This window comes from Streptomyces sp. NBC_00209 (genome assembly GCF_045206345.1).
Lineage (GTDB): Bacteria > Actinomycetota > Actinomycetes > Streptomycetales > Streptomycetaceae > Streptomyces.
The window spans coordinates 470838-491228 of the sequence record NZ_CP108121.1; the positions used below are offsets into that span (position 1 = coordinate 470838).

Consider the following 20391-nt stretch of genomic DNA (forward strand, 5'->3'; position numbering starts at 1 on the left):
CGCGCGGCTGCCGCGAACCCGGAACGGGGCCTGTTCCGGACGGGTTCGATCACGTAATTTGTTTTGCGTACGATCAAATACATCAGCGAATGAGGTCAGCCATGCCGCCGCATACCGTCGTCATCGGTGTGGACAGCTCCACCCAGTCCACCAAGGCGGCGTTCACCGACACCGCCACCGGCCGGCTGCTCGCCGTCGGCCGCGCCCCGCACGTGGTCACCGGCGAGGGCGGTGCGCGCGAGAGCGACCCCGAGGTCTGGTGGCAGGCCCTGCGCGACGCGGTCGCCGCCGGGCTGAAGGAGTCCGGGACCGCCCCGGCGGACGTGATCGGCATCGCGGTCGCCGGCCAGCAGCACGGCCTGGTCGTCCTGGACGCCGAGGGCCGTCCGCTGCGCCCGGCCCTGCTGTGGAACGACACCCGGTCCGCCCCGCAGGCCGCCGCCCTCACCGCCGCACTCGGCGGACCGGACGCCTGGACGGCGCGCACCGGTTCGGTCCCGGTGGCCGCGATGACCGCGTCGAAGTGGCAGTGGCTGCGGGAGAACGAGCCGGAGACCGCCGAGGCGGCTGCCGCCGTGCGCCTCCCGCACGACTTCCTGACCGAGCGGCTGTCCGGGCGGGCCGTCACCGACCCGGGCGACGCCTCGGGCACCTGCTGGTACTCCACCGCGACCGGCGCCTACGACCCGGAGCTGCTGAAGCTCATCGGCCTCGACCCGGCGTTGCTCCCCGAGGTGGCGCCGAGCGGCGGGGCGCGCGTCGGTTCGCTGACGGACGCGGCCGCCGAGGCGCTGGGCCTGCCCGCCGGGATCGCCGTCGCGGCGGGAACCGGGGACAACATGAGCGCCGCCGTCGGGCTGGGCCTGGGCGGCGCCGGGCTCCTGGACCACCCGGTGCTGAGCCTGGGCACCTCGGGCACGGTGTTCGCGGCCTCCCGGACCCGGCCCGCGTCGGCCGCGCTCTCCGGGTTCGCGGCGGCGGACGGTACGTATCTGCCGCTGGCCTGCACCCTCAACTGCACGCTCGCCGTGGACAAGGTCGCCGCCCTGCTGGGCCTGGACCGCGATGACGCCGTGCCCGGCGGCGAGGCGGTGCTGCTGCCGTACCTGGACGGCGAGCGCACCCCGGACCTGCCGACGGCGGCCGGTCTCCTCACCGGACTGCGGCACGACACGACCCCGCGGCAACTGCTCGGCGCCGCCTACGAGGGCGCGGTGGTGACGGTGCTGCGGGCGCTCGACGAGCTGTCGCGGGCCTGCGGTCTCGACCCGGCGGACCCCGAGGTGGCGGCCCGTCCGCTGCGGCTGATCGGCGGCGGGGCGCAGGGGCGCGTGTGGGTGGAGACCGTACGACGGCTGTCCGGGCGGCCGGTGATCGTGCCGGGGGCCGGCGAGCTGGTGGCGCTCGGGGCGGCGGCGCTCGCCGCTTCGGCGGCTACGGGGGCGGACCCGGTCGCGGTCGCGGCGGGCTGGGACACCGGCGAGGACGTGCTCCTGGAGGCGGTGGAGCGGGATCTGACGGCGTGGGAGCGGGTCGGCTCCGTACTGGAGCGGGCGGCCGGGCCGCTGCTCGGCGGGGACCGCGTCGGCTGACCGGCCGTCAAGGGCCGCTGTGCGCCCGCACAGCGGCAACCAGCCGTTTTGGATAGCGAACTGATGTTCACTACTATCCGGCGATGATCATAAGAAGAAGGCTGACGGTCGGGGTGGGCATCCTGCTCGCCACCCTGACCGCCGGGCTCGGCTCGGCGCTGCCCGCGTCGGCCGACGAAACCCCCACCCAAGCCTCCCCCAAGGTCGAGCTGGTCCTCGACGTCAGCGGTTCCATGCGGACCCGCGACATCGACGGCCAGTCCCGGATGAGCGCGGCGAAGCAGGCGTTCAACGAGGTGCTGGACGCGGTGCCGGAGCAGGTGCAGCTCGGCATCCGCACCCTCGGCGCCGACTATCCGGGCGACGACCGCAAGGTGGGCTGCAAGGACACCAAGCAGCTGTACCCGGTCGGCCCGCTGGACCGCACCGAGGCGAAGACCGCCGTGGCCACGCTCGCCCCCACCGGCTGGACCCCGATCGGCCCCGCGCTGCTGGGCGCCGCCGACGATCTGGAGGGCGGCGACTCCACCCGCCGGATCGTGCTGATCAGCGACGGCGAGGACACCTGCGGCCCGCTCGACCCCTGCGAGGTCGCCCGCGACATCGCGGCGCGCGGCATCCACCTGGTCATCGACACGCTGGGCCTGGTGCCCAACGCGAAGATCCGCCAGCAGCTGACCTGCATCGCGGAGGCCACCGGCGGCACGTACACGGCCGTCCAGCACACCGACGAACTCTCGGGCCGCGTCAAACAGTTGGTGGACCGGGCCGCTGAGCCCGTCGTCACCCCGGTCGCGACGAAGGGCGCCGACAGCTGCACGGACGCGCCCGAGCTGAAGCCCGGCCTCTACACCGACCGCGAGAAGTTCGCCGAGCACCGCTGGTACAAGGTCGAGGTGAAGCCCGGTCAGGAGCTGCGCGCCTCGGTCAGCGTGTTCGCCGACCGCGCCGTCAACAACGACTACGGGATGCTGCTGCGCGCGGTGACCACGCACGGCCGCGAGATCGTCCGGGGCTCCGAGTCCGGGACGGGGCGCACCGACGCCATCTCGTCCGGGCTGCGCTACCCGAAGCCCGAGCAGGACGAGGACGAGCAGACCCCGGAGACCGTGTGCCTCCAGGTCAGCAACTCGTTCTCGGCCCCGGCCTCGGTGAAGACCACCCCCGGCATGCCGCTGGAACTGACCGTCGACGTGGTGGACGCGCCCGACGAGGCGGCGGACGTCGCCGCGTTCGGTCTCGGCCACGGCTGGTGGCTGCTGGGCCTGCTCACCCTGACCGGATTGATCGTGGGTCTGCTCTTCGGCTGGATCTCACGCTGGCGCGTCGCTGTCTGGAGGACCAACTGATGTCCCGTACGAGACGCGTGCTCGCGGGCGCGCTGCTGACCGGCCTGGCCCTGCTGACCGGGGCGGGCGCCGCCGCGGCCGACGACGCTTCGGCGAGCCCGAGCCCCAGCGCCTCCGGTGACGGTTCGGGCCCCACGGAGGCCGGCACCACCTTCCGTACCGCCACGGCGCTCCAGCAGGGTGAGACCGCCACCGCGGGGGCCTCGACCGGCGACTACCTGTACTGGGTCTTCCCGGCCGACGCCGGGCAGCGCGCCACGGTGACGGCGAAGGTCACCCTGCCCGAGAGCGCCGCCCGGCACGGGGCGCAGACCTGGCAGGTCGACGTGTACGACGGGCTGCGCCGCCGCCAGCCGTGTATGTACGGCAAGCAGACCGGCACCGCCGCGGCCGACGCCGCGACGGTCGAGCTGACCTGTGTGCTGCGTACCGTCCGGGCCGACGCCGAGCCGTGGGCCAACGACCCGCTGCCGGGCAGCTACTACGTCCGCCTGACGGTCGTGGACCTGGCCCAGGCCGACCTCGGTCAGCCGGTCCACACCGAGGTGGAGGTCAACTCGAAGGACCAGGGCGGGTCCGCCGACGTGGACGGCAGCCTGTCCAAGCCGCTGGTTCCGGGGGTCTCCTCGGCCGAGCAGGCGTCGGACGACGGCACGGACGCCTCCGCCGAGCCGGTCGCGCTCGCCGGTGAGCCCGAGGACGGCTGGTCCTCCGGCTGGTGGACCAGCCGCTGGCTGTGGACGGCCGGCGGCGGCGTGCTCGCCGCGCTGGCGGGCGTCTTCGGCTACACGGTGACCCGGGGCCGGGGCCGCCCGTCCCACCTGCCGCCGGGCGCCTGACGGTGTGCCCTCCGCCGGACCGGTCCCCGCTTCGGGGGCCGGTCCGGCGGTGTTACGCGTGTCCGTGCAGCCGTACGCTCAACTGGCTACCCAGTTCCCGGTATCCGAGCGCCCTGGCCACGCGCCGTGACGCCTCCGGCCGCGCCCGCCACTGAGGGAGCCGGTCCGCCGCGAGGGCGTGGTGCGTCGCGGCGGACGCCACCGCGCGGGCCAGACCCCGGCCCCGGGCCCCCGGTGCGGTCAGCACACAGAGGTGCGCGGTCTCCCCCGGCCAGTCCGTGTACCCGGCCGCCGCGACCAGCCCGGCGGCGTCCTCCCGTACGACGAAAGCCGGGGAGGTGATCTCGTCCAGTCCGCACTCCCCCGCGTCCTCCTCGCTCACCGTCGCGAGCAGCCTCAGCAGCTCCGGGTGATCGGCGGGCAGGGTGGTGACGGTGACGTCCGGGGGCTCGTACGGCCGGAAGTCGTCGGGCGACAGATAGGCGAGCGTCGCCGGGCCCAGCACGTCGGCGACCGGCAACTCCCGGCGGAACGCGTCCGGTTCGGCGAGTTCCCGCGTCGGTACGGCCTTCAGCGCGCGGCGCACCTCGTCCGCCGTCGCGTCGGTGGGCGCCGTGACGAGGGCCGTGCCGCCGAGGAGCACCGTGCCCACCCAGGCGGGCGGGTACAGCGCGGAGGCGGGAGCCGTGACGACGACCGGGCCGCCGTCCGGGGCGGAGGGGACGGGGACACCGGCCAGTGTCTCCCACAGGCGGCGGACCCTGGCCATCAGCGGATCGTCGTTCATCGCCGCATCCTCCCCCGAACGAGCTGTGCGGCGTACTCCGTTTCGCGGCCGGGGATCACGGCCCGGCGAACGCGCCGCCCGCCCCGAAGGCCAGGGCCGCGAAGCGGTCCCCCATGCGGAGGTGGGTGGCGGCGTCGGGGTGGAGGGCGTCGGGGAGGGGGAGTTCCTCCGTATCCGCCTCGCCGTACAGCTCACGGCCGTCCAGGTAGCGCAACTGCGGGTCGTCTGCGGAGCGTTGGTCCACCAGGCCGGCCAGTTCCTCGCGGATGACGCGGAGCGTCAGCTTGCCGGTGGCACGGCCTTCCGGGTCGCCCATCGCCGCGAAGCGGACCTTGCCCTCGCCGAGGCGGCTGAAGTCGGGGACGCTGGGGCCCGGAGTGTCCTCGTGGATGGGGCACAGCACGGATGAGACCACCAGGAGCGGGGTGTCCGGGTGGCCCTCGCGGAGGGTGTCGAGGAAGCCGTGCACCGCCGGGGCGAAGGCGCGCACGCGCATCACGTCGGCGTTGACGAGGTTGATGCCGATCTTGACGCTGATCAGGTCCGCGGGGGTGTCCCGCATCGCGCGGGCCGTGAACGGGTCGAGCAGGGCGCTGCCGCCGAGGCCGAGGTTGACCAGCTCGACGCCGCCGAGCAGCGCCGCACGCGCGGGCCAGGTGGTCGTGGGGCTCGCCGCGTCGGAGCCGTGGCTGATCGAACTTCCGTGGTGCAGCCACACCTTGCGGCCGGAGGCCGGGGCGGGCGTGACGGGCGCGTCGGTGTGCAGGGCGACGACCTCGGTGCGTTCGTTGTAGGGCAGCCAGACCTCGATGTCCTTCTCCCGGTCCGTGAGCCCGTCGAACCGCACGGACCCGACCGGCCCGCTACGGAACCGGGTCGACCCGGTCGTCATGTCGACATCGAGGACGTTGCCGCCGCTCGCCGAGGACCGCGCCGCGAGGTCGCCGTCCACCAGCAGGTCGTACACCCCGCCGGGCCTCGGCGGGACACCCTGGTAGACGGTGCGGGTGCGCCGCGCCTCCAGCTCGACCACCGTGGCGCGGGTCCGGAAGACGAGCCGTACGCCGGAGGGCTGGGCCTCGGCCAGGGCGATCTGGCCGTCCGGGGCCTGGGCGCGGGCGTCGGCGGGCAGGCGGTGCGGGAGCAGCCCGGCGTCGGTGCGCTCCACGTCGAGTGCGCCCCGCAGGAGGGCGGGGGTGACGGGAGTGGTGAACGGGAGGGGTGCGGGCATGTCGGTGCTCATGGCTCCACCTGGGGTCGCGGGGTGCGGTCGGGCGCTGTGAGGTCCTGCGGGGGCCAGTTGCACAGGAGGGCGTCCAGCGCGTCCAGGGTGCGGGACCAGGACTCCTGCGAGTCGGGGGCGCTGTGGCTGAACCCGCCCTGCGCCTCCAGGCTGACGAATCCGTGGAACACGCTGCCCAGGAGCCGTACGGCATGCGTCTGGTCCGGCTCGGTCAGGTCGTAGCCACGCAGGATGGCCCGGGTCATCCGCGAGTGCCGCAGGCCCGCACTGGCGGCCGCCGCTTCGGGATCCAAAGTCATCTGGGCCGCCGCGTAACGGCCGGGGTGCTCGCGCGCGTAGTCCCGGTACATGTCACCGAGGGCGCTCAGCGCGTCCTTGCCGGCCCGTCCCACGAGGGCGGCGGCGCCCCGGTCGGCCATCTCCTCAAGGGCGAGCAGGGCGATCCGGGTCCGCAGATCGTGGGAGTTCTTCAGGTGCGAGTAGAGGCTCGCCACCTTGACGTCGAACTGCCGCGCCAGCGCCGAGACGGTGACCTGGTCGAAGCCGACCTCGTCGGCCAGCTCGGCGCCCGCCCTGGTCAGGCGTTCGGCGGTGAGACCCGCGCGCACCATGGTCGCCTCCTCGTCCGGGGACGGCCATGATGCGCCCGCCTAAGGGTTTTAGGCAAACGCGGAAGGACCCAAGGCACGCCCTCGCTCTCACGACGCGTTGCCGGATCTCCGTGGCGGACCGGGCACGGGCGGAGGGCACGGACTGAGGGGGCGGCGGGGTGGTCGGGCGGTCGGGCCGTCCAGTCGAACCACCCCGCCGTCGCTCACGCCCCCCGCACCGTCAGCGTCCCCCTCCCCTCCCCCGTCGCCCCCGTCACCTCGGCGACCACGCGGTACGGACGGTCGATGCGCTCGGAGGTGACGGTCAGGGTGTCGCCGTCGCGCGCCACCCGGAAGGTGGCGGCCGTGGCACCCGCGTGGTCCGGCACGGTGATGGTCGTACCGTTCCCCTCGCCGAACACCCGCAGCGTGAGCCCGTCGAGCCAGTCCCCGTCCGGGCGTTGGTCGTCGCCGCCCCAGGGCAGGACCGCGCCGGGGCGGACGAGGACCGGGAGGCTGTCGAAGCCGTGGGTCTCGTGGCGCCAGGCGGGACCGGTGACCGTCTCGCCCGTGAGCAAGTGGGTCCAGGTGCCCTCGGGGACGTAGTACTCGACCTGCCCGTCCTCCGTGAAGACCGGGGCGACCAGCAGGTCGGGGCCGAGCATGTACTGCCGGTCCAGGGTGCGGGTGGCCGGATCGTCCGGGAATTCGAGCAGCATGGGGCGCATCACCGGGACGCCGGTGCGGTGGGCGGTGGCGGCGGCGCCGTACAGGTACGGCATGAGCCGGTGCTTGAGGAGGGTGAACTTCCGGGCGACGTCCACCGCCTCCTCGCCGAACTCCCACGGCACCCGGTACGACACGTTGCCGTGCAGCCGGCTGTGCGAGGAGAGCAGGCCGAAGGCGAGCCAGCGCTTGAAGACCGCCGGGTCCGGAGTCCCCTCGAAGCCCCCGATGTCGTGGCTCCAGAAGCCGAACCCGGAGAGCGACAGGGACAGGCCGCCGCGCAGGGACTCGGCCATCGCCGTGAACGAGGCGAAGCAGTCGCCGCCCCAGTGGACGGGGAACTGCTGGCCGCCGGCCGTGGCCGAGCGGGCGAAGAGGACCGCCTCGCCCGCGCCGCGCTCCTTCTCCAGGAGCTCGAAGACCGTCTGGTTGTAGATCTGCGCGTAGTAGTTGTGCATCCGCTCGGGGTCCGAGCCGTCGTGCCAGACGACGTCGGTGGGGACGCGCTCGCCGAAGTCCGTCTTGAAGCAGTCGACGCCCTGGTCGAGCAGCAGCCGCAGCTTGCCGGTGAACCACTCGCGCGCGGCGGGGCTGGTGAAGTCGACCAGGGCCATGCCGGGCTGCCACAGGTCCCACTGCCAGACGTCACCGTTGGGGCGGCGGACCAGATGGCCGAGTTCGGCGCCTTCCGCGAACAGTGCCGACTTCTGGGCGATGTACGGGTTGATCCACATGCTGATCCGCAGTCCGCGCTCCTTGAGCCGGGCGAGCATGCCCTCCGGGTCGGGGAACACGTCCGGGTCCCAGAGAAGGTCCGACCACTGGTACTCGCGCATCCAGAAGCAGTCGAAGTGGAAGACGGAGAGCGGGATGTCGCGCTCCGCCATGCCGTCGACGAACGAGGTCACGGTCTCCTCGTCGTACGAGGTGCAGAAGGACGTCGTCAGCCACAGGCCGAACGACCAGGCCGGCGGCAGCGCCGGGCGGCCGGTCAGTGCGGTGTAGCGGGCCAGCACCTCCTTGGGCGTCGGACCGGCGACGATGTAGTACTCCAGCGAGTGGTCCTCGACGCTGAACTGCACCTGCCCCACCGACTCCGAGCCGACCTCGAAGGAGACCTTGCCGGGGTGGTTGACGAAGACGCCGTACCCGCGCGAGGAGAGGTAGAACGGGATGTTCTTGTAGGCCAGTTCGCTGCTGGTGCCGCCGTCCGCCTGCCAGATGTCGACGCTCTGGCCGTTCTTCACGTACGGGGTGAAGCGCTCGCCGAGCCCGTAGACGTTCTCGCCGATGTCCAGGGCGAGTTGGGCGATCATGTGGTGGGTGTCGTCGGGGGTGGTGGCGAAGGCGGTGCCCTTGGCGTCGACCTGGGTCAGGCGGCGCCCCTCGGCGTCGAGGAAGGTGAGGCCCCAGGGCCCGTCCGCGTCCATGCGCAACGTCAGCGGTCCGCTGGTGAGTTCGGTGACCGAGCCGTCCTGCCGGGTGCGGGCGCCGGAGCCGGCCGGGTCGAGCCCGGGGAGGGCGAAGTCCGGGCCCCGGCGGGCCTTTCCGGCGTGGTGTGTGGTGCGGACGCCGATGATTCCCTCCGCCGGGGAGAAGCAGTCGACGGTGATGAGCGGGGTGTTGAGGGTGTCGCCGCGCGCGGCCACCCGTTTCACCGCCGCGTACGCGGTGAACTGGTCCGCGCTGACGCGCAGATCGCGGATCTCGGTCGCGTAGGAGGCGCGTACGCCCTCACGCATGAGCCAGAAGCCGTCGGTGAACTTCATGCGGACTCCTTGCCGGGGCCATCGGGAGGGGGAACGGGGAGGCTACGGCGTGTCACGCGCCGGCCCCGGTGAAGCCGAGCCGGGCCAGCCGGACCGTGCCGCGCAGGACGATGCGCAGGTCGCCGGTGCCGGAGGCGGTCAGACCGGCGCGGAGGGTGCGATGGTCGTACGGTCCGTCCGTGGCGGGCACCGGGACGGTGACGGTGGAGCCGCCGACGGTGATCAGGACGGCCCCCTCGCCGGAGGCAAGGACCTCGACGCCGCTCGTTCCGGCGCCGAAGTCACAGTGGCGGTAGAGGAGTTCGTTGGTCTCGGCGATGGCGGTGACCGCGTCGCCGTCCGTCTTCGCCCGGTCCACGATCGCGGTGCCCAGCTGCTCGTCGTAGTCGGCCGCCTCCAGACCCCGGACCAGGACCGGGCGCGGCCCGGCCGGTTCGCCGTCGACGGGGACGACCGTGACGCTCCGGATGTCCGTGCTGGAGGCGCCCGCCCGGAACTCGTACGCGCCGGGCTCGACGGTCCAGCGGCCGTGCGCCACGTCCCAGTGGCCGAGCTCCTCGACCGGCACGGTGAACGCGAGGCTCTCGGCCGCCCCGGGTGCCAGGTGCAGCCTGCGGTGTCCGACGAGCCGGCGCAGCGGCCCGGGTACGGACGGGGCCACGGCCCGTACGTACAGCTGGGCGACCTCGTCGGAGGCGACAGCGCCGGTGTTGGTGACGTTCAGCGAGACGTGCAGCAGCTCGCCCTCGCGTACGGCGGTCAGGTCGCTGTACGTGAAGTCGCTGTAGGTGAGCCCGTGGCCGAACGGATAGAGCGGGGCGCCCTCGTAGTAGAGGTAGGTCTGCCGCGAGCCGATGATGTCGTAGTCCAGCAGGCCGGGCAGCTCCGCGTCGGAGGCGTACCAGGTCTGCGGGAGGCGCCCGGCCGGGGAGACGTCGCCGGCGAGGACGCGGGCGAGCGCGGTGCCCGCCGCCTGGCCGCCGTGCGCGGTCCACAGCAGCGCGGGCAGCGTGGCGGCCGCGTCGGCCAGGGCGTACGGGTAGGCGGAGGTGACCGCCAGGACGGTGTGCGGGTTGGCGGCGTGGGCGGCGCGCCAGAGGCGTTCCTGCTGGGCGGGCAGGTCGAGGGTGGCGCGGTCCTCGGTCTCGCGGCCGTTGATGTGCGGGTCGTTGCCGACGACCACGATCACGGTGTCGGCGGCAGCGGCGGCGCGGGCGACGGCGTCCTCGCCGCGCTCGGTGACCTCGGTCTCGAAGACGGTGGCCGCAGCGGCCGGATTTTCCTCGTCCGGGACGGCAACCTTTACGCCGTCGGCGGCGACTGAGACATACCCACCCGTTCCGATGTGCAGAAGGCGGTGACCGCCGGCATGACCTTCCACCGCTTCCCACCGGAAGGTCTCCTGGACGATCCAGCCGCCCGGCTCGTCCGCGGAGGCGCGTACACAACCGTCCTCGGCGACCGAGAGGTAGCGGCCGTCCGGCTCCCGCAGGGTGATCACACCGCCGCCCCAGTCCACGAGCGCCAGCTCGGACGGGGTGTCGGCGCAGGTCAGCGGGGGCAGGTCGGTGCGGCCCGCGAGCAGCGCAGGGTCGAGGGCGCCCTCCGCGCCCTGCGCCGCTTCGCAGGCCGGGTCCGCCTCGGGGATGTGCAGCCAGCCGTCCGCGCACTTGATGCGGACCAGGTCGGCGCCCTCGGCGTGGATCACGTGGTCGGCGCCGAAGCGCTCGCGGAGTCCGTCGAGCGGGGTCGAGCGGTGGATCAGGGTGCCGCTGTACCAGTCGAGCTTGCAGGCGTCCGCGAGGAGCCCGACGACGGCGACGGTCCGGCCGGCGTCCGGGGCGAGCGGCAGCAGCCCGTCGTTCTTCAGGAGTACGACGGCCTGCTCGGCGGCCTCCCGGGCGAGCGCCCGGTGCCCCTCGGTGTCGAGGGCGTCGGTGTCGGCGTACGGGTCCAGCTCGGGGTCGAACTCGCCGAGGGCGAAGCGCATATGGAGCAGGCGGCGGACGGCGGTGTCGATGTCGTGCTCGTCCAGGAGGCCGCGTTTCAGGGCGCCCTGGATGCGGGCGGTCATGACGGAGGAGTCCTGGCCGTGGTCGGTGAAGCTGTCGACACCGGCGCGGAGGGCGGCGGCGGTCGCCTCCTCGTGGGTGTCGAAGTAGTGCTCGGAGTCGACCAGGTTGGTGGGTGCGCCGGCGTCGGAGCAGACGGCCAGGGGCTGTTCGGTCCAGCTCCGCAGGTGCCGGGAGAGCAGCGGCGACACGTGGTTGGGGCGCCCGTTGACCAGGTTGTACGCGGGCATCACCCCGGCCACCGCGCCCGCGCGGACGGCGTCGCGGAAGGCCCTGAGGTCGTATTCGTGCAGCACCCTCGGGCGGACCGAGGAGGACGAGGTGTCGCGGTCGGTCTCGTTGTTGTGGGCGAGCCAGTGCTTGAGGACGGGGGCGGTGCGCCAGTAGTGCGGGTGGTCGCCGCGCAGGCCCCGGGTGTACGCGACGGCGATGGCGGAGGTGAGCCCGGTGTCCTCGCTGTACCCCTCCTCGCCGCGCCCCCAGAGTGGGTGGCGCAGCAGGTTGACGGTGGGCGCCCAGACGTTCAGGCCGACGCGGTCGTCGTGGGCGCGCTTGGTGCGGACCTCGTCGCCGACGGCCTCGCCGATGCGGCGGACCAGGTCGTCGTTCCAGGTGGCGCCGAGCCCGACGGCCTGCGGGAAGACCGTGGCCGGCCCCATCCAGGCGACGCCGTGCAGGGCCTCCTGGCCGGTGCGGAAGGCGGCGAGCCCGAGCCGGTCGACCGCCGGGGCGAACTGGTGCAGCATCGCGACGCGCTCGTCGGAGGTCAGCCGCCGGAGCAGGTCGTCGACGCGCTCCGCGAAGGGCAGTCGCGGGTCGCGGAAGGGCTGCGGTTGTTCCGTCACGTGCGGGTCCTTCGTCAAAGGTGGGAGGTATGGCGGTGCCGGCGCGTCGTGCGGGCCACGGTGCAGCCTCGGACGATCTTTCGAAGCGCTTCGATGCTCAACGGCCGACCCCGCGCATGTCAAGGGCCCGTCCTCGACCTCTCCCGCTTGTACGCCCTCGTTGCAGCAGGGGCGGCGGCGAAACAGGTCGGAGGAATCTGTAAACGGACTCTTGTGCGGCCGAGACCCTTCACTTAACCTCGCTGCAACATCGAAGCGCTTCGACAGAGCTTCGACCGACTTGCGAAGGGGCGCCCTCGCCCCTGATTCCCCGGGACGGCGACACCGTAGGGCGCCTCCCTGTTGAACCGCCGCACCTGGTGCGCCTCGAAGGGTTGACGCAATGACGCCGAATTCCTCCCCCTCCGCCTCCGCCCCGAGCCGGAGAAGCTTCCTCGCCACGGGCGCGGTGGCGGCCGTCGCCGTGGCCGGCGGGGTGCCGCTGCTCGCCGCGTGCGGCGGTTCCGGCTCCGGTGCCGGGAGCAAGGAGGGCACGACGACGGGCAAGGCCCTGAAGAAGGTCGTGCCGAGCTACGCCCCGCTGAACCTGGTCCAGCCCGACGTCCCCGGCGTGAACGGTTCGAGCCCGGGCTTCACCAAGCTCCCCGACCCGCTGGTGGTCTCGGTCAAGTCGGTGCCGGGCAAGGGTTCGGAGTTCCGGGTGATGACCCCGCTGTGGGGCACGGTCCCGAAGAAGAACAACCCGTACTACACGGCCGTGAACAAGGCGGTCGGGGCGACGCTGAACTTCGACCCGCAGGACGGCAACACGTACCAGGACAAGATCGGCGCGGTCCTCGCCGGCTCGGACATCCCCGATGTCATGACGATCCCCGGCTGGAACATGCAGGGCCAGATCCGCAACGCCATCACCGCGAAGTTCGCCGACCTCTCCCCGTATCTCGCGGGTGACGCCGTCAAGAAGTACCCCAACCTGGCCAACATCCCCACCGGGGCCTGGCAGTACTCGGTCTTCGGCGGCAAGCTGCGCGGGCTGCCCATGCCGACGCCGGTCATCGGCAACGCGATCTTCTACCGCAAGGACCTGACCGGCTCCGGCGCCGTCCCGGCGAGCGCCGACGACCTGCTGGCCTTCGGCAAGGAGTACACGGCCCCCAAGAAGAAGGTGTGGGCCTTCGACGACCTGTGGACCTGCGTCCAGAAGATATTCGGGCTGCTCCCGGACGCGCCGCACTACTGGCAGCTGGAGAACGGCAAGCTGGTCCACAAGATCGAGACGCAGGCGTACCGGGAGGCGCTGGCCTTCGCCCGTAAGCTCCACGACGGCGGGTACGTCCACCCGGACGCCGAGGCCAACAAGGACGCCGACGCGAAGATCCGCTTCACCAGCGGACACGTCGTCATGTACAACGACGGCACCGGCGGCTGGAAGGGCATGGTCACCGAACAGGCCGCCGCCAACCCGAAGTTCGACATGCAGGCGCTGGACTTCTTCCACCACGACGGCGGCGAGCCGGTGCTGTGGCAGGACGACCCGGCGGGCATCTTCACCTTCCTCAGCAAGAACCTGTCGAAGGACAGGATCCAGGAGTTCCTCGCGATCGCCGACTACGCGGCCGCGCCGTTCGGCACCGAGGAGTTCATGCTCACCAACTACGGCGTGAAGGGCACCCACTACACGATCAAGGACGGGACCCCGACGTACACCCCGCAGGGTGTCGAGGAGGCGCAGCCCTCCACCTTCCTGTTCGTGGCCTCGCCGCCCACCTCCATCGCCTACCCGGACCAGCCGCAGCTGGCCAAGGACTACGCGGGCTGGATGGCGCGCCAGGCGCCGCACATCAAGAAGCCCCTCTTCTTCGGCATGCAGGTGGTCGAGCCGCAGCGCTACGCCTCCCTGTACACCCCCTTCGACGACCTCCAGAAGGACATCCGCCGGGGGCGGAAGAAGGTCAGCGACGTCGAGGACGCGGTGAACACCTGGAAGAAGAGCGGCGGCGACAAGCTGCGCGACTGGTACCAGGACATTCTCGACAAGAACGGCTCCGGCAACTGACGCGTACGTACGAGAGGTAAGGGGGCCGCCGGGCACACAACCCGGCGGCCGGGGTCAGGAGCACGACATGGGGAGCACACGGTGAAGGCACGGGCCACGGTCGCGGCCGCCCCGGACCGCACCGCCGACGGGACGAGCGTCCCGGCCGACGGGAGCGGCGCCGGGGACGGCGACGGCGGGGAGACGAGCAAAGCGGGCAGAAAGCGGGCCCGGGGCGTTCCCGAGCCCCGGAAGGAGCAGGGCGGTATCACCTGGCGGCAGCGGCTGCGGCGCGACCGCACGCTGATCCTGATGACGATGCCGGCCATCGCGCTGCTGCTGATCTTCAACTACATCCCGCTGCTCGGGAACATCGTGGCCTTCCAGGACTACGACGTGTACGACCTGGGCATCACGGGCAGCCCGTTCGTCGGGTTCGACAACTTCACCCGGATCTTCGAGGACTACCGCTTCTGGGAAGTCCTCGTGAACACGCTGGTCATCTTCGTGACCCAGCTGGTCCTGTTCTTCCCGATCCCGATCGCCATCGCGCTGCTGCTCAACACGATCATGAGCACCCGGGTCAGGGCCTGGGTGCAGGCGGTCGTCTATCTGCCGCACTTCTTCTCCTGGGTGCTCGTCGTCACCGTGTTCCAGCAGATGTTCGGCGGCGCCGGGCTGGTCGCCCAGTGGCTGCGCGAGCACGGCCACGAGGGCTTCGACCTGATGACCGATCCGGGCTTCTTCAAGTTCCTGGTCAGCGCGCAGGCCGTGTGGAAGGACGCCGGCTGGGGCGTGATCGTCTTCCTGGCCGCGCTCGCCGCCGTCAACACCGATCTGTACGAGGCCGCCGCCGTCGACGGGGCCGGCCGCTGGCGCCGCATGTGGCATGTCACGCTGCCCGCGCTGCGCCCGGTCATCGCCCTGCTGCTCGTGCTGCGGGTGGGCAGCGCGCTCAACCTCGACTTCGAGCAGATCCTCCTCCAGCGCGACCAGGTCGGCGCGGGGGCCTCGGAAATCCTGGACACCTACATCTGGTGGACGGGCATCAAGACCGGCGACTTCGGCTACGCGGCCGCCGCCGGCATCTTCAAGGGGCTGTTCAGCGTCGCCATGGTGCTGGGCGCCAACAAGGTCGCCCACATGCTGGGCGAGCAGGGGGTGTACTCCAAGAAATGACAACTCTCCTGGACCAGCGGGCGGAACCGGCGCCCCCCACCGAGACACGCCTCCAGCGCGCCCTGCGCATCGAGCCGCGCCCCGTGTGGGAGGAGGAGCCGACGAAGGCCGGGCTCGCCTTCAAGGGATTCGGGCTCGTCGCGATCTGCGCGGTCGTCATCGTCCCGATCTGGGTGGTCCTGGTGACCAGCCTCTCCGACACGAGGACCATCAACGACGCGGGCGGCCTGGTCGTCTGGCCGAAGCACCTCACGTTCGTCGCGTACAAGGAGCTGCTGAGCGGGGGCGCGGTGACCCGTGCCGCCGCCGTCAGCGTCGGCCTCACCGTCGTCGGTACGGCCGTCAGCATGGTCGTCTCGATCCTCTGCGCGTACGGGCTCAGCCGCCGCGACTCGTACGCGCACCGACCGCTGCTGATGACGCTGATGGCGACCATGTTCTTCGGCGCCGGGCTCATCCCGACGTATCTGCTGGTCACCGGGATCGGGCTGAGCGACAGCTACTGGTCGATGATCCTGCCGAGCGCGATCAGTGTGTTCAACGTGCTGGTGCTGCGCGGCTTCTTCATGGACACCGCGCCCGAACTCATCGACGCGGCACGCATCGACGGGGCCGGCGAGTGGCGCATCCTGCTCCAGATCATCATGCCGCTGTCGCGCGCGGTGATCGCGGTGATCTCGCTGTTCTACGCGGTCGGCTACTGGAGTCAGTGGTTCAACGCGATGCTCTACATCCAGGACAGCGACAAGTACCCCTTGCAGATGATCCTGCGTCAGCTGGTCCTCCAGCACCAGGTGCCGCCGGGCGCGATGGGCGCGGCCGTCAGCAGCGGCCAGATCAACAGCCTCGCCGTGCAGATGGCGGTGATGATCCTCGCGCTGATCCCGGTCGCGGTGCTGTCGCCGTTCGTCCAGAAGCACTTCCAGAAGGGCATGCTCACCGGCGCCGTGAAGGGCTGACCGGCCCCGCACCCCTGGGGGGTGTCTGGTCGATCAGGGTCGGATCGGGCCGCGGCGTCTGGTGCGGTGCATCGCAAGGCGCCGGAGCGTCGCGATGTGCCGTGCCAGGCGTCGTGGACCCGGCCCTGATCGGCAAGACACCCCCTAAACCCCCACCCAGGAGAACCGGAGACGCCATGCCGTCCCTGCGCGACGCGGCCCGTGGCCGCATCCTCTTCGGAGGCGACTACAACCCCGAGCAGTGGCCCGAGGAGGTGTGGGAGGACGACGTCCGGCTGATGAAGGAGGCCGGGGTCAACTCCGTCACCCTCGGCGTCTTCTCCTGGGCGAGGATCGAACCCCGCCCGGGAGCCAGGGAGTTCGATTGGCTGGACCGGCTGATGGACCTGATGCACGCCCAGGGCATCGGCGTCGTGCTCGCCACCCCGACCGCCTCCCCGCCGCCCTGGATGGGGGCGCGGCACCCGGAGACGCTGCCGCGCGCGGAGGACGGGTCCATCGTCTGGTACGGCTCACGCCAGCAGTTCTGCCCCAGTTCGCCGGTCTACCGCCGTTACGCCGCCGCGCTCACCGAGGACCTGGCCGCGCGGTACGCGGAGCACCCGGCGCTCACCGTGTGGCACATCAACAACGAGTACTGCACCCACTGCTGGTGCGACGAGACGGCGGGCCACTTCCGCCGCTGGCTGCGCGGCCGGTACGGGACGCTCGACGCCCTCAACGAGGCGTGGGGAACGGCCTTCTGGAGCCAGCGCTACGACGCGTGGACGGAGATCCTGCCGCCGCGCAAGGCGCAGTACATGCGGAACCCCACCCAGGTGCTGGACTTCAAACGCTTCACGTCCGACGCGCTCATGGAGTGCTTCACCGCCGAGCGCGACATCGTCGCGCGGCACACCCCGCACATCCCGGTGACCACGAACTTCATGCCGCTGTGGTCGGGGCAGGACGCCTGGGCGTGGTCGGCCGAGGAGGACGTCGTCTCGGTCGACGTCTACCCGGACCCGCGCGACCCGTGGGGCGGACAGTACAACGCGATGCTCGCCGACATGACGCGCTCGCAGGCGGACGGCCCGTGGATGCTGATGGAGCAGGCGGCGGGTGCGGTGAACTGGCGGGGCGTCAACCACCCGAAGCCGGAGGGGCTGAACCGGCTCTGGTCGCTCCAGTCGGTGGCGCGCGGCGCCGACGCGATCTGCTACTTCCAGTGGCGGCAGTCCCGGCAGGGCTCGGAGAAGTTCCACTCGGGCATGCTCGGCCACGCCGGTGAGCAGGGCCGCTCCTTCCGCGAGACCCGGCAGCTGGGCGGCGAGCTGGCCGTGATCGGATCCGCCGTGTCCGGTACGGGCGTGGCCGCCGAGGTGGCCGTCCTGCACGACTGGGACGCCTGGTGGGCGGGCGCCCAGGAGGGCGCCCCCTCCGCGCGGCTCGACTACACGGAGGTGATCCGGCGCTGGCACCGGGCACTGTGGGAGAACGGCACGCCCACGGACTTCGCCCGCCCCGACGCCGACCTGAGCCGGTACAAGGCGGTCGTCGTGCCGCACCTCTACCTCCTCGACGACGCGGCGGTCGACAACCTCGTGGCGTACGTACAAGGCGGCGGGCGCCTGGTGTGCGGCTTCTTCAGCGGCATCGCGGACGTGGACGACCGCGTCCGGCCGGGCGGGATGGACGTCCGGCTGCGCGAGCTGTTCGGGATCGCGACCCTGCACGAGTGGTGGCCGCTGGACACGGGCGAGACCGTGGAGTGCGACGGCTTCCGGGGCACTCTCTGGTCCGAGGAGCTGGAGGCGGCCGAGGGCACCGAGGTGCTGGCCGCCTACCGCGACGGCGAGCTCGCCGGGCTGCCCGCCGTGCTGCGCCGGGGCCGCGCGGTGTACGTGTCGACGCTCCCCGAGCCCCCGGCGCTGCGGGCCCTCCTGGCCGGCGTGGTCCGGGAGGCCGGGGTCGAGCCGGTCCTCGCCGGGCTGCCCGAGGGGGTGGAGGCGGTGCGCCGGGGCGAGCTGCTGTTCCTGCTGCACCACCGCCGCGAGATGGTCACGGTCACCGTGCCCGGCGTGTACGAGGATCTGCTCACCGGGCGCGCGGTGACGGACCGGATCGCGCTCGGCCGCTACGGTGTCGCGGTGCTGCGGAGATCCGCGCCATGACCGCGCGCACGGACATCGACTCGACCTGGGAGCCGCGCCCCGCCGCCCGCTGGGAGGACGCCTTCCTCGGCGGCAACGGCCGGCACGGCGCCATGGTGTACGGCGACCCGGCCGACGACCGCGTGATCGTCAACCACCACACCCTGGTCCGGCCCAACGGCAGCCGGCACGTCCGGCCGCCCGAGCTGGCGGACCGGCTGGGCCGGGTCCAGAGCGCGCTGCTCGCCGGGGACACCGGGGCGGCGGAGCACTTCGGCGCGGGCCGCCCGCTGGTGTGGGTGCAGCCCTTCCACCCGGCCTTCCAGACCCGGGTCCGGCCGGTGCCCGGGAACGCCGCCGACCCGGCCGCGGCCTACCGCCGGGCGGTCGACTTCGCCACCGGTGAGATCACCGCCGCCTGCGAGTCCTGGCGCAGCCGGGTGTTCGTCTCGCGCGCCGACGACGTGATCGTGCAGTACGTCACCGGGCCGGGGCTCGCCGTGGACGTGACGCTCGACCACGCCCTGCCGGGCGCCCCGCCGCGCCTGGCCGTCGGCCGGAGCACCGTGCTCACCCCGGACGGAGCCCGGCTGACGCTGCGCGCGGGCTACCCGGACAGCGAGCTCGCGTACACCGGCGCGACGGTGCTCCGCGCGGAGGGCGGCCGGGTCTCGGTGGCGGGCGAGGGGGTCCGCGTCGAGGGCGCGAGGAGCCTGTTGCTGCTGACCCGGGTGCGCCGGCACACCGGCCACCTGGACCTGGCGGCGGAATGCGCGGCACTGCCGGGTGACGGGTATGCCGCGCTGCTGGACCGGCATGGGGCGCTGCACCGGCCCGCCTTCGAACGGGCGGCGCTCACCCTGGACGCGGACCCGGCCGAACGGGCACTGTCCGGATCGGAGTTGATCCGGCGGCCGGACAGCCCGGCGCTGCTGGAGCGGCTGTGCGCGGCGGGCCGCTACCATCTGCTGTCCGCGTCCGGGGCCCTGCCGCCCCGGCTGACCGGGCTCTGGACGGGTGACTGGGACACCGCCTGGTCGGGGGCGTTCACGACGAACGCCAACCTGAATCTCCAGATCGCCTCGGCCGCGGCGGCGGCGCTGCCGGAGGTGTCCGAGGCCCATGCGGCGCTGGTGTACGGGCAGCTCCCGGACTGGCGGGACAACGCGCGGGCCATCTTCGGGGCGCGCGGGATCGTGGCCCCGTCGCACACGGACGGCGAGTCCGGACACACCCGGCACTACCAGCGCGCCTACCCGCTGCACCTGTGGACGGCGGGCGCGGACTGGCTCCTGGAGCCGCTGATCGAGCACGCGGAGACGACGGGGAGCGAGGACCCCCGGCTGACCGCCGCTCTGCACGAAACGGCCCTGTTCTACGAGGACTTCCTCACCCGGACCGGCCCGGACGGGCGGGTGGCCGTGGTGCCCTCGTACTCGCCGGAGAACCGTCCGGCCAACGCGAGCTGGGGCACGGTCGACGCGACGATGGACCTGGCGGCGGCCCGCCACGCGCTCACCGCCTCGGCCGACCGCTCCCCCGACCCCCGGGTCGCCGAGCGCCGCCGTGCGCTCGCGGACCGGCTCGCCGACTACCGGGTCAACGAGGACGGCGCGCTCGCCGAGTGGGCGTGGCCGGGCCTGGCGGAGACGTACGACCACCGCCACCTGAGCCACCTGTACCCGGTGTGGCCGCTGGACGTGATCAACCCGTACGACACGCCCGGGTCGGCCGCCGCCGCGCACCGGGCGCTCGCACTGCGGGGCGCGGAGAACGACTCGGCCCACGGTCATCTGCACCACGCGCTGGTCGCGGCCCGGCTGCGGGACGGGGTGCGTGCCTCGGCGGCGGTCCGGTCGGTGCTCGCGGGCGACTTCTTCCACGAGTCGCTGATGAGCGCCCACTACCCGTCGCGCAACGTGTACAACGCGGACGCGGCGCATGCCCTGCCCGCTGCCGTGATCGAGTCGCTGGTGCAGTCGACCCCGCGCCGCCTGGTCCTGCTGCCCGCACCGCTCGCGGGCTGTCCGGGCGGTGAACTGCGCGGTGCGCGTACGCGGTTCGGCGCGTCCGTGGACCTGCGCTGGTCGCCCGACGGCACCGCGACGGCGGTCCTCCACCCGGCGCGCGATACCCGCGTCGACGTCCGCACGGGCGAGGGCCACACCCTCACCGAAGCCTCCGCCGGCTCCCCCTCGGCTCCCCTGGAGCTGACGGCCGGCGTGGACCGCGTCCTGGAACTCCGGCCGCGGTAGCACTCCCCCCACCCACCAT

Annotated in this window: 13 protein-coding genes; 8 read left to right on the forward strand and 5 right to left on the reverse strand. The window is 72.5% G+C overall.

Going from position 1 to position 20391, the window contains the following annotated elements; all coding sequences use genetic code 11:
* The first annotated feature begins 101 nt into the window (after positions 1-101).
* The 3 genes from xylB (at position 102) to OG867_RS02180 (ending at position 3780) form a co-directional block, all read left to right on the forward strand.
* Positions 102-1592 carry a xylulokinase gene (xylB, locus tag OG867_RS02170; RefSeq protein WP_328903601.1) on the forward strand — a complete coding sequence of 497 codons (1491 nt, stop codon included), beginning with the start codon at positions 102-104 and terminating at the stop codon, positions 1590-1592.
* An 83-nt stretch (positions 1593-1675) separates the two neighbouring features.
* A complete protein-coding gene (locus tag OG867_RS02175) occupies positions 1676-2941 on the forward strand; it encodes a VWA domain-containing protein (protein ID WP_328903600.1) in 1266 nt (421 codons plus the stop codon).
* The gene (locus tag OG867_RS02180) at positions 2941-3780 is read left to right on the forward strand and encodes a hypothetical protein (protein WP_328903599.1); all 840 of its coding nucleotides are present in this window, start codon (positions 2941-2943) and stop codon (positions 3778-3780) included. Before OG867_RS02175 ends, OG867_RS02180 begins: the two co-directional genes overlap by 1 nt.
* Before the next feature lie 52 nt (positions 3781-3832).
* Here the strand turns inward: OG867_RS02180 and OG867_RS02185 are convergent, their stop codons facing one another.
* The 5 genes from OG867_RS02185 to OG867_RS02205 form a co-directional block, all read right to left on the reverse strand.
* Positions 3833-4567, reverse strand: a complete 735-nt coding sequence (locus tag OG867_RS02185; RefSeq protein WP_406282041.1) for a GNAT family N-acetyltransferase — start codon at positions 4565-4567, stop codon at positions 3833-3835.
* A gap of 55 nt (positions 4568-4622) precedes the next feature.
* Positions 4623-5810: a GDSL-type esterase/lipase family protein gene (locus OG867_RS02190; protein ID WP_406282044.1), complete on the reverse strand. Its 1188-nt coding sequence runs from the start codon at positions 5808-5810 to the stop codon at positions 4623-4625.
* On the reverse strand, positions 5807-6421 hold the full coding sequence (locus OG867_RS02195) for a TetR/AcrR family transcriptional regulator (protein WP_406282047.1): 615 nt from the start codon (positions 6419-6421) through the stop codon (positions 5807-5809). Before OG867_RS02195 ends, OG867_RS02190 begins: the two co-directional genes overlap by 4 nt.
* A 203-nt stretch (positions 6422-6624) precedes the next feature.
* Complete coding sequence (gene yicI / locus OG867_RS02200; RefSeq protein WP_406282050.1) at positions 6625-8895, reverse strand: alpha-xylosidase; 2271 nt, start codon at positions 8893-8895, stop codon at positions 6625-6627.
* Between the two features lie 52 nt (positions 8896-8947).
* Positions 8948-11812, reverse strand: a complete 2865-nt coding sequence (locus OG867_RS02205) for a glycoside hydrolase family 3 C-terminal domain-containing protein (RefSeq protein WP_406282053.1) — start codon at positions 11810-11812, stop codon at positions 8948-8950.
* A 448-nt stretch (positions 11813-12260) separates the two neighbouring features.
* Between OG867_RS02205 and OG867_RS02210 the strand changes: the two genes are divergently transcribed.
* From OG867_RS02210 to OG867_RS02230, 5 genes are all read left to right on the forward strand, one after another.
* Positions 12261-13868: an extracellular solute-binding protein gene (locus OG867_RS02210; protein ID WP_406290710.1), complete on the forward strand. Its 1608-nt coding sequence runs from the start codon at positions 12261-12263 to the stop codon at positions 13866-13868.
* Between the two features lie 81 nt (positions 13869-13949).
* The gene (locus OG867_RS02215) at positions 13950-15026 is read left to right on the forward strand and encodes an ABC transporter permease (protein WP_406282056.1); all 1077 of its coding nucleotides are present in this window, start codon (positions 13950-13952) and stop codon (positions 15024-15026) included.
* A complete protein-coding gene (locus tag OG867_RS02220; RefSeq protein ID WP_328903592.1) occupies positions 15023-15985 on the forward strand; it encodes a carbohydrate ABC transporter permease in 963 nt (320 codons plus the stop codon). The genes OG867_RS02215 and OG867_RS02220 overlap by 4 nt, the downstream gene beginning before the upstream one ends.
* Positions 15986-16161: 176 nt before the next feature.
* Positions 16162-18138, forward strand: coding sequence for a beta-galactosidase (locus OG867_RS02225; RefSeq protein WP_406282059.1), 1977 nt, complete (start codon positions 16162-16164; stop codon positions 18136-18138).
* Positions 18135-20372 (forward strand): glycosyl hydrolase family 95 catalytic domain-containing protein, encoded by a 2238-nt coding sequence (locus OG867_RS02230; protein ID WP_406282063.1) that lies wholly within the window; start codon positions 18135-18137, stop codon positions 20370-20372. The genes OG867_RS02225 and OG867_RS02230 overlap by 4 nt, the downstream gene beginning before the upstream one ends.
* Positions 20373-20391 lie beyond the last annotated feature (19 nt).

Excerpts from the sequence above, each read along its gene's own strand:
- OG867_RS02190 (WP_406282044.1), bottom strand. The coding sequence starts at position 5,810 with ATGAGCACCGACATGCCCGCACCCCTCCCGTTCACCACTCCCGTCACC.
- OG867_RS02180 (WP_328903599.1), top strand. The coding sequence starts at position 2,941 with ATGTCCCGTACGAGACGCGTGCTCGCGGGCGCGCTGCTGACCGGCCTG.
- OG867_RS02225 (WP_406282059.1), top strand. The coding sequence starts at position 16,162 with ATGCCGTCCCTGCGCGACGCGGCCCGTGGCCGCATCCTCTTCGGAGGC.
- OG867_RS02230 (WP_406282063.1), top strand. The coding sequence starts at position 18,135 with ATGACCGCGCGCACGGACATCGACTCGACCTGGGAGCCGCGCCCCGCC.
- OG867_RS02195 (WP_406282047.1), bottom strand. The coding sequence starts at position 6,421 with ATGGTGCGCGCGGGTCTCACCGCCGAACGCCTGACCAGGGCGGGCGCC.
- OG867_RS02220 (WP_328903592.1), top strand. The coding sequence starts at position 15,023 with ATGACAACTCTCCTGGACCAGCGGGCGGAACCGGCGCCCCCCACCGAG.
- OG867_RS02175 (WP_328903600.1), top strand. The coding sequence starts at position 1,676 with ATGATCATAAGAAGAAGGCTGACGGTCGGGGTGGGCATCCTGCTCGCC.
- yicI (WP_406282050.1), bottom strand. The coding sequence starts at position 8,895 with ATGAAGTTCACCGACGGCTTCTGGCTCATGCGTGAGGGCGTACGCGCC.
- OG867_RS02185 (WP_406282041.1), bottom strand. The coding sequence starts at position 4,567 with ATGAACGACGATCCGCTGATGGCCAGGGTCCGCCGCCTGTGGGAGACA.
- xylB (WP_328903601.1), top strand. The coding sequence starts at position 102 with ATGCCGCCGCATACCGTCGTCATCGGTGTGGACAGCTCCACCCAGTCC.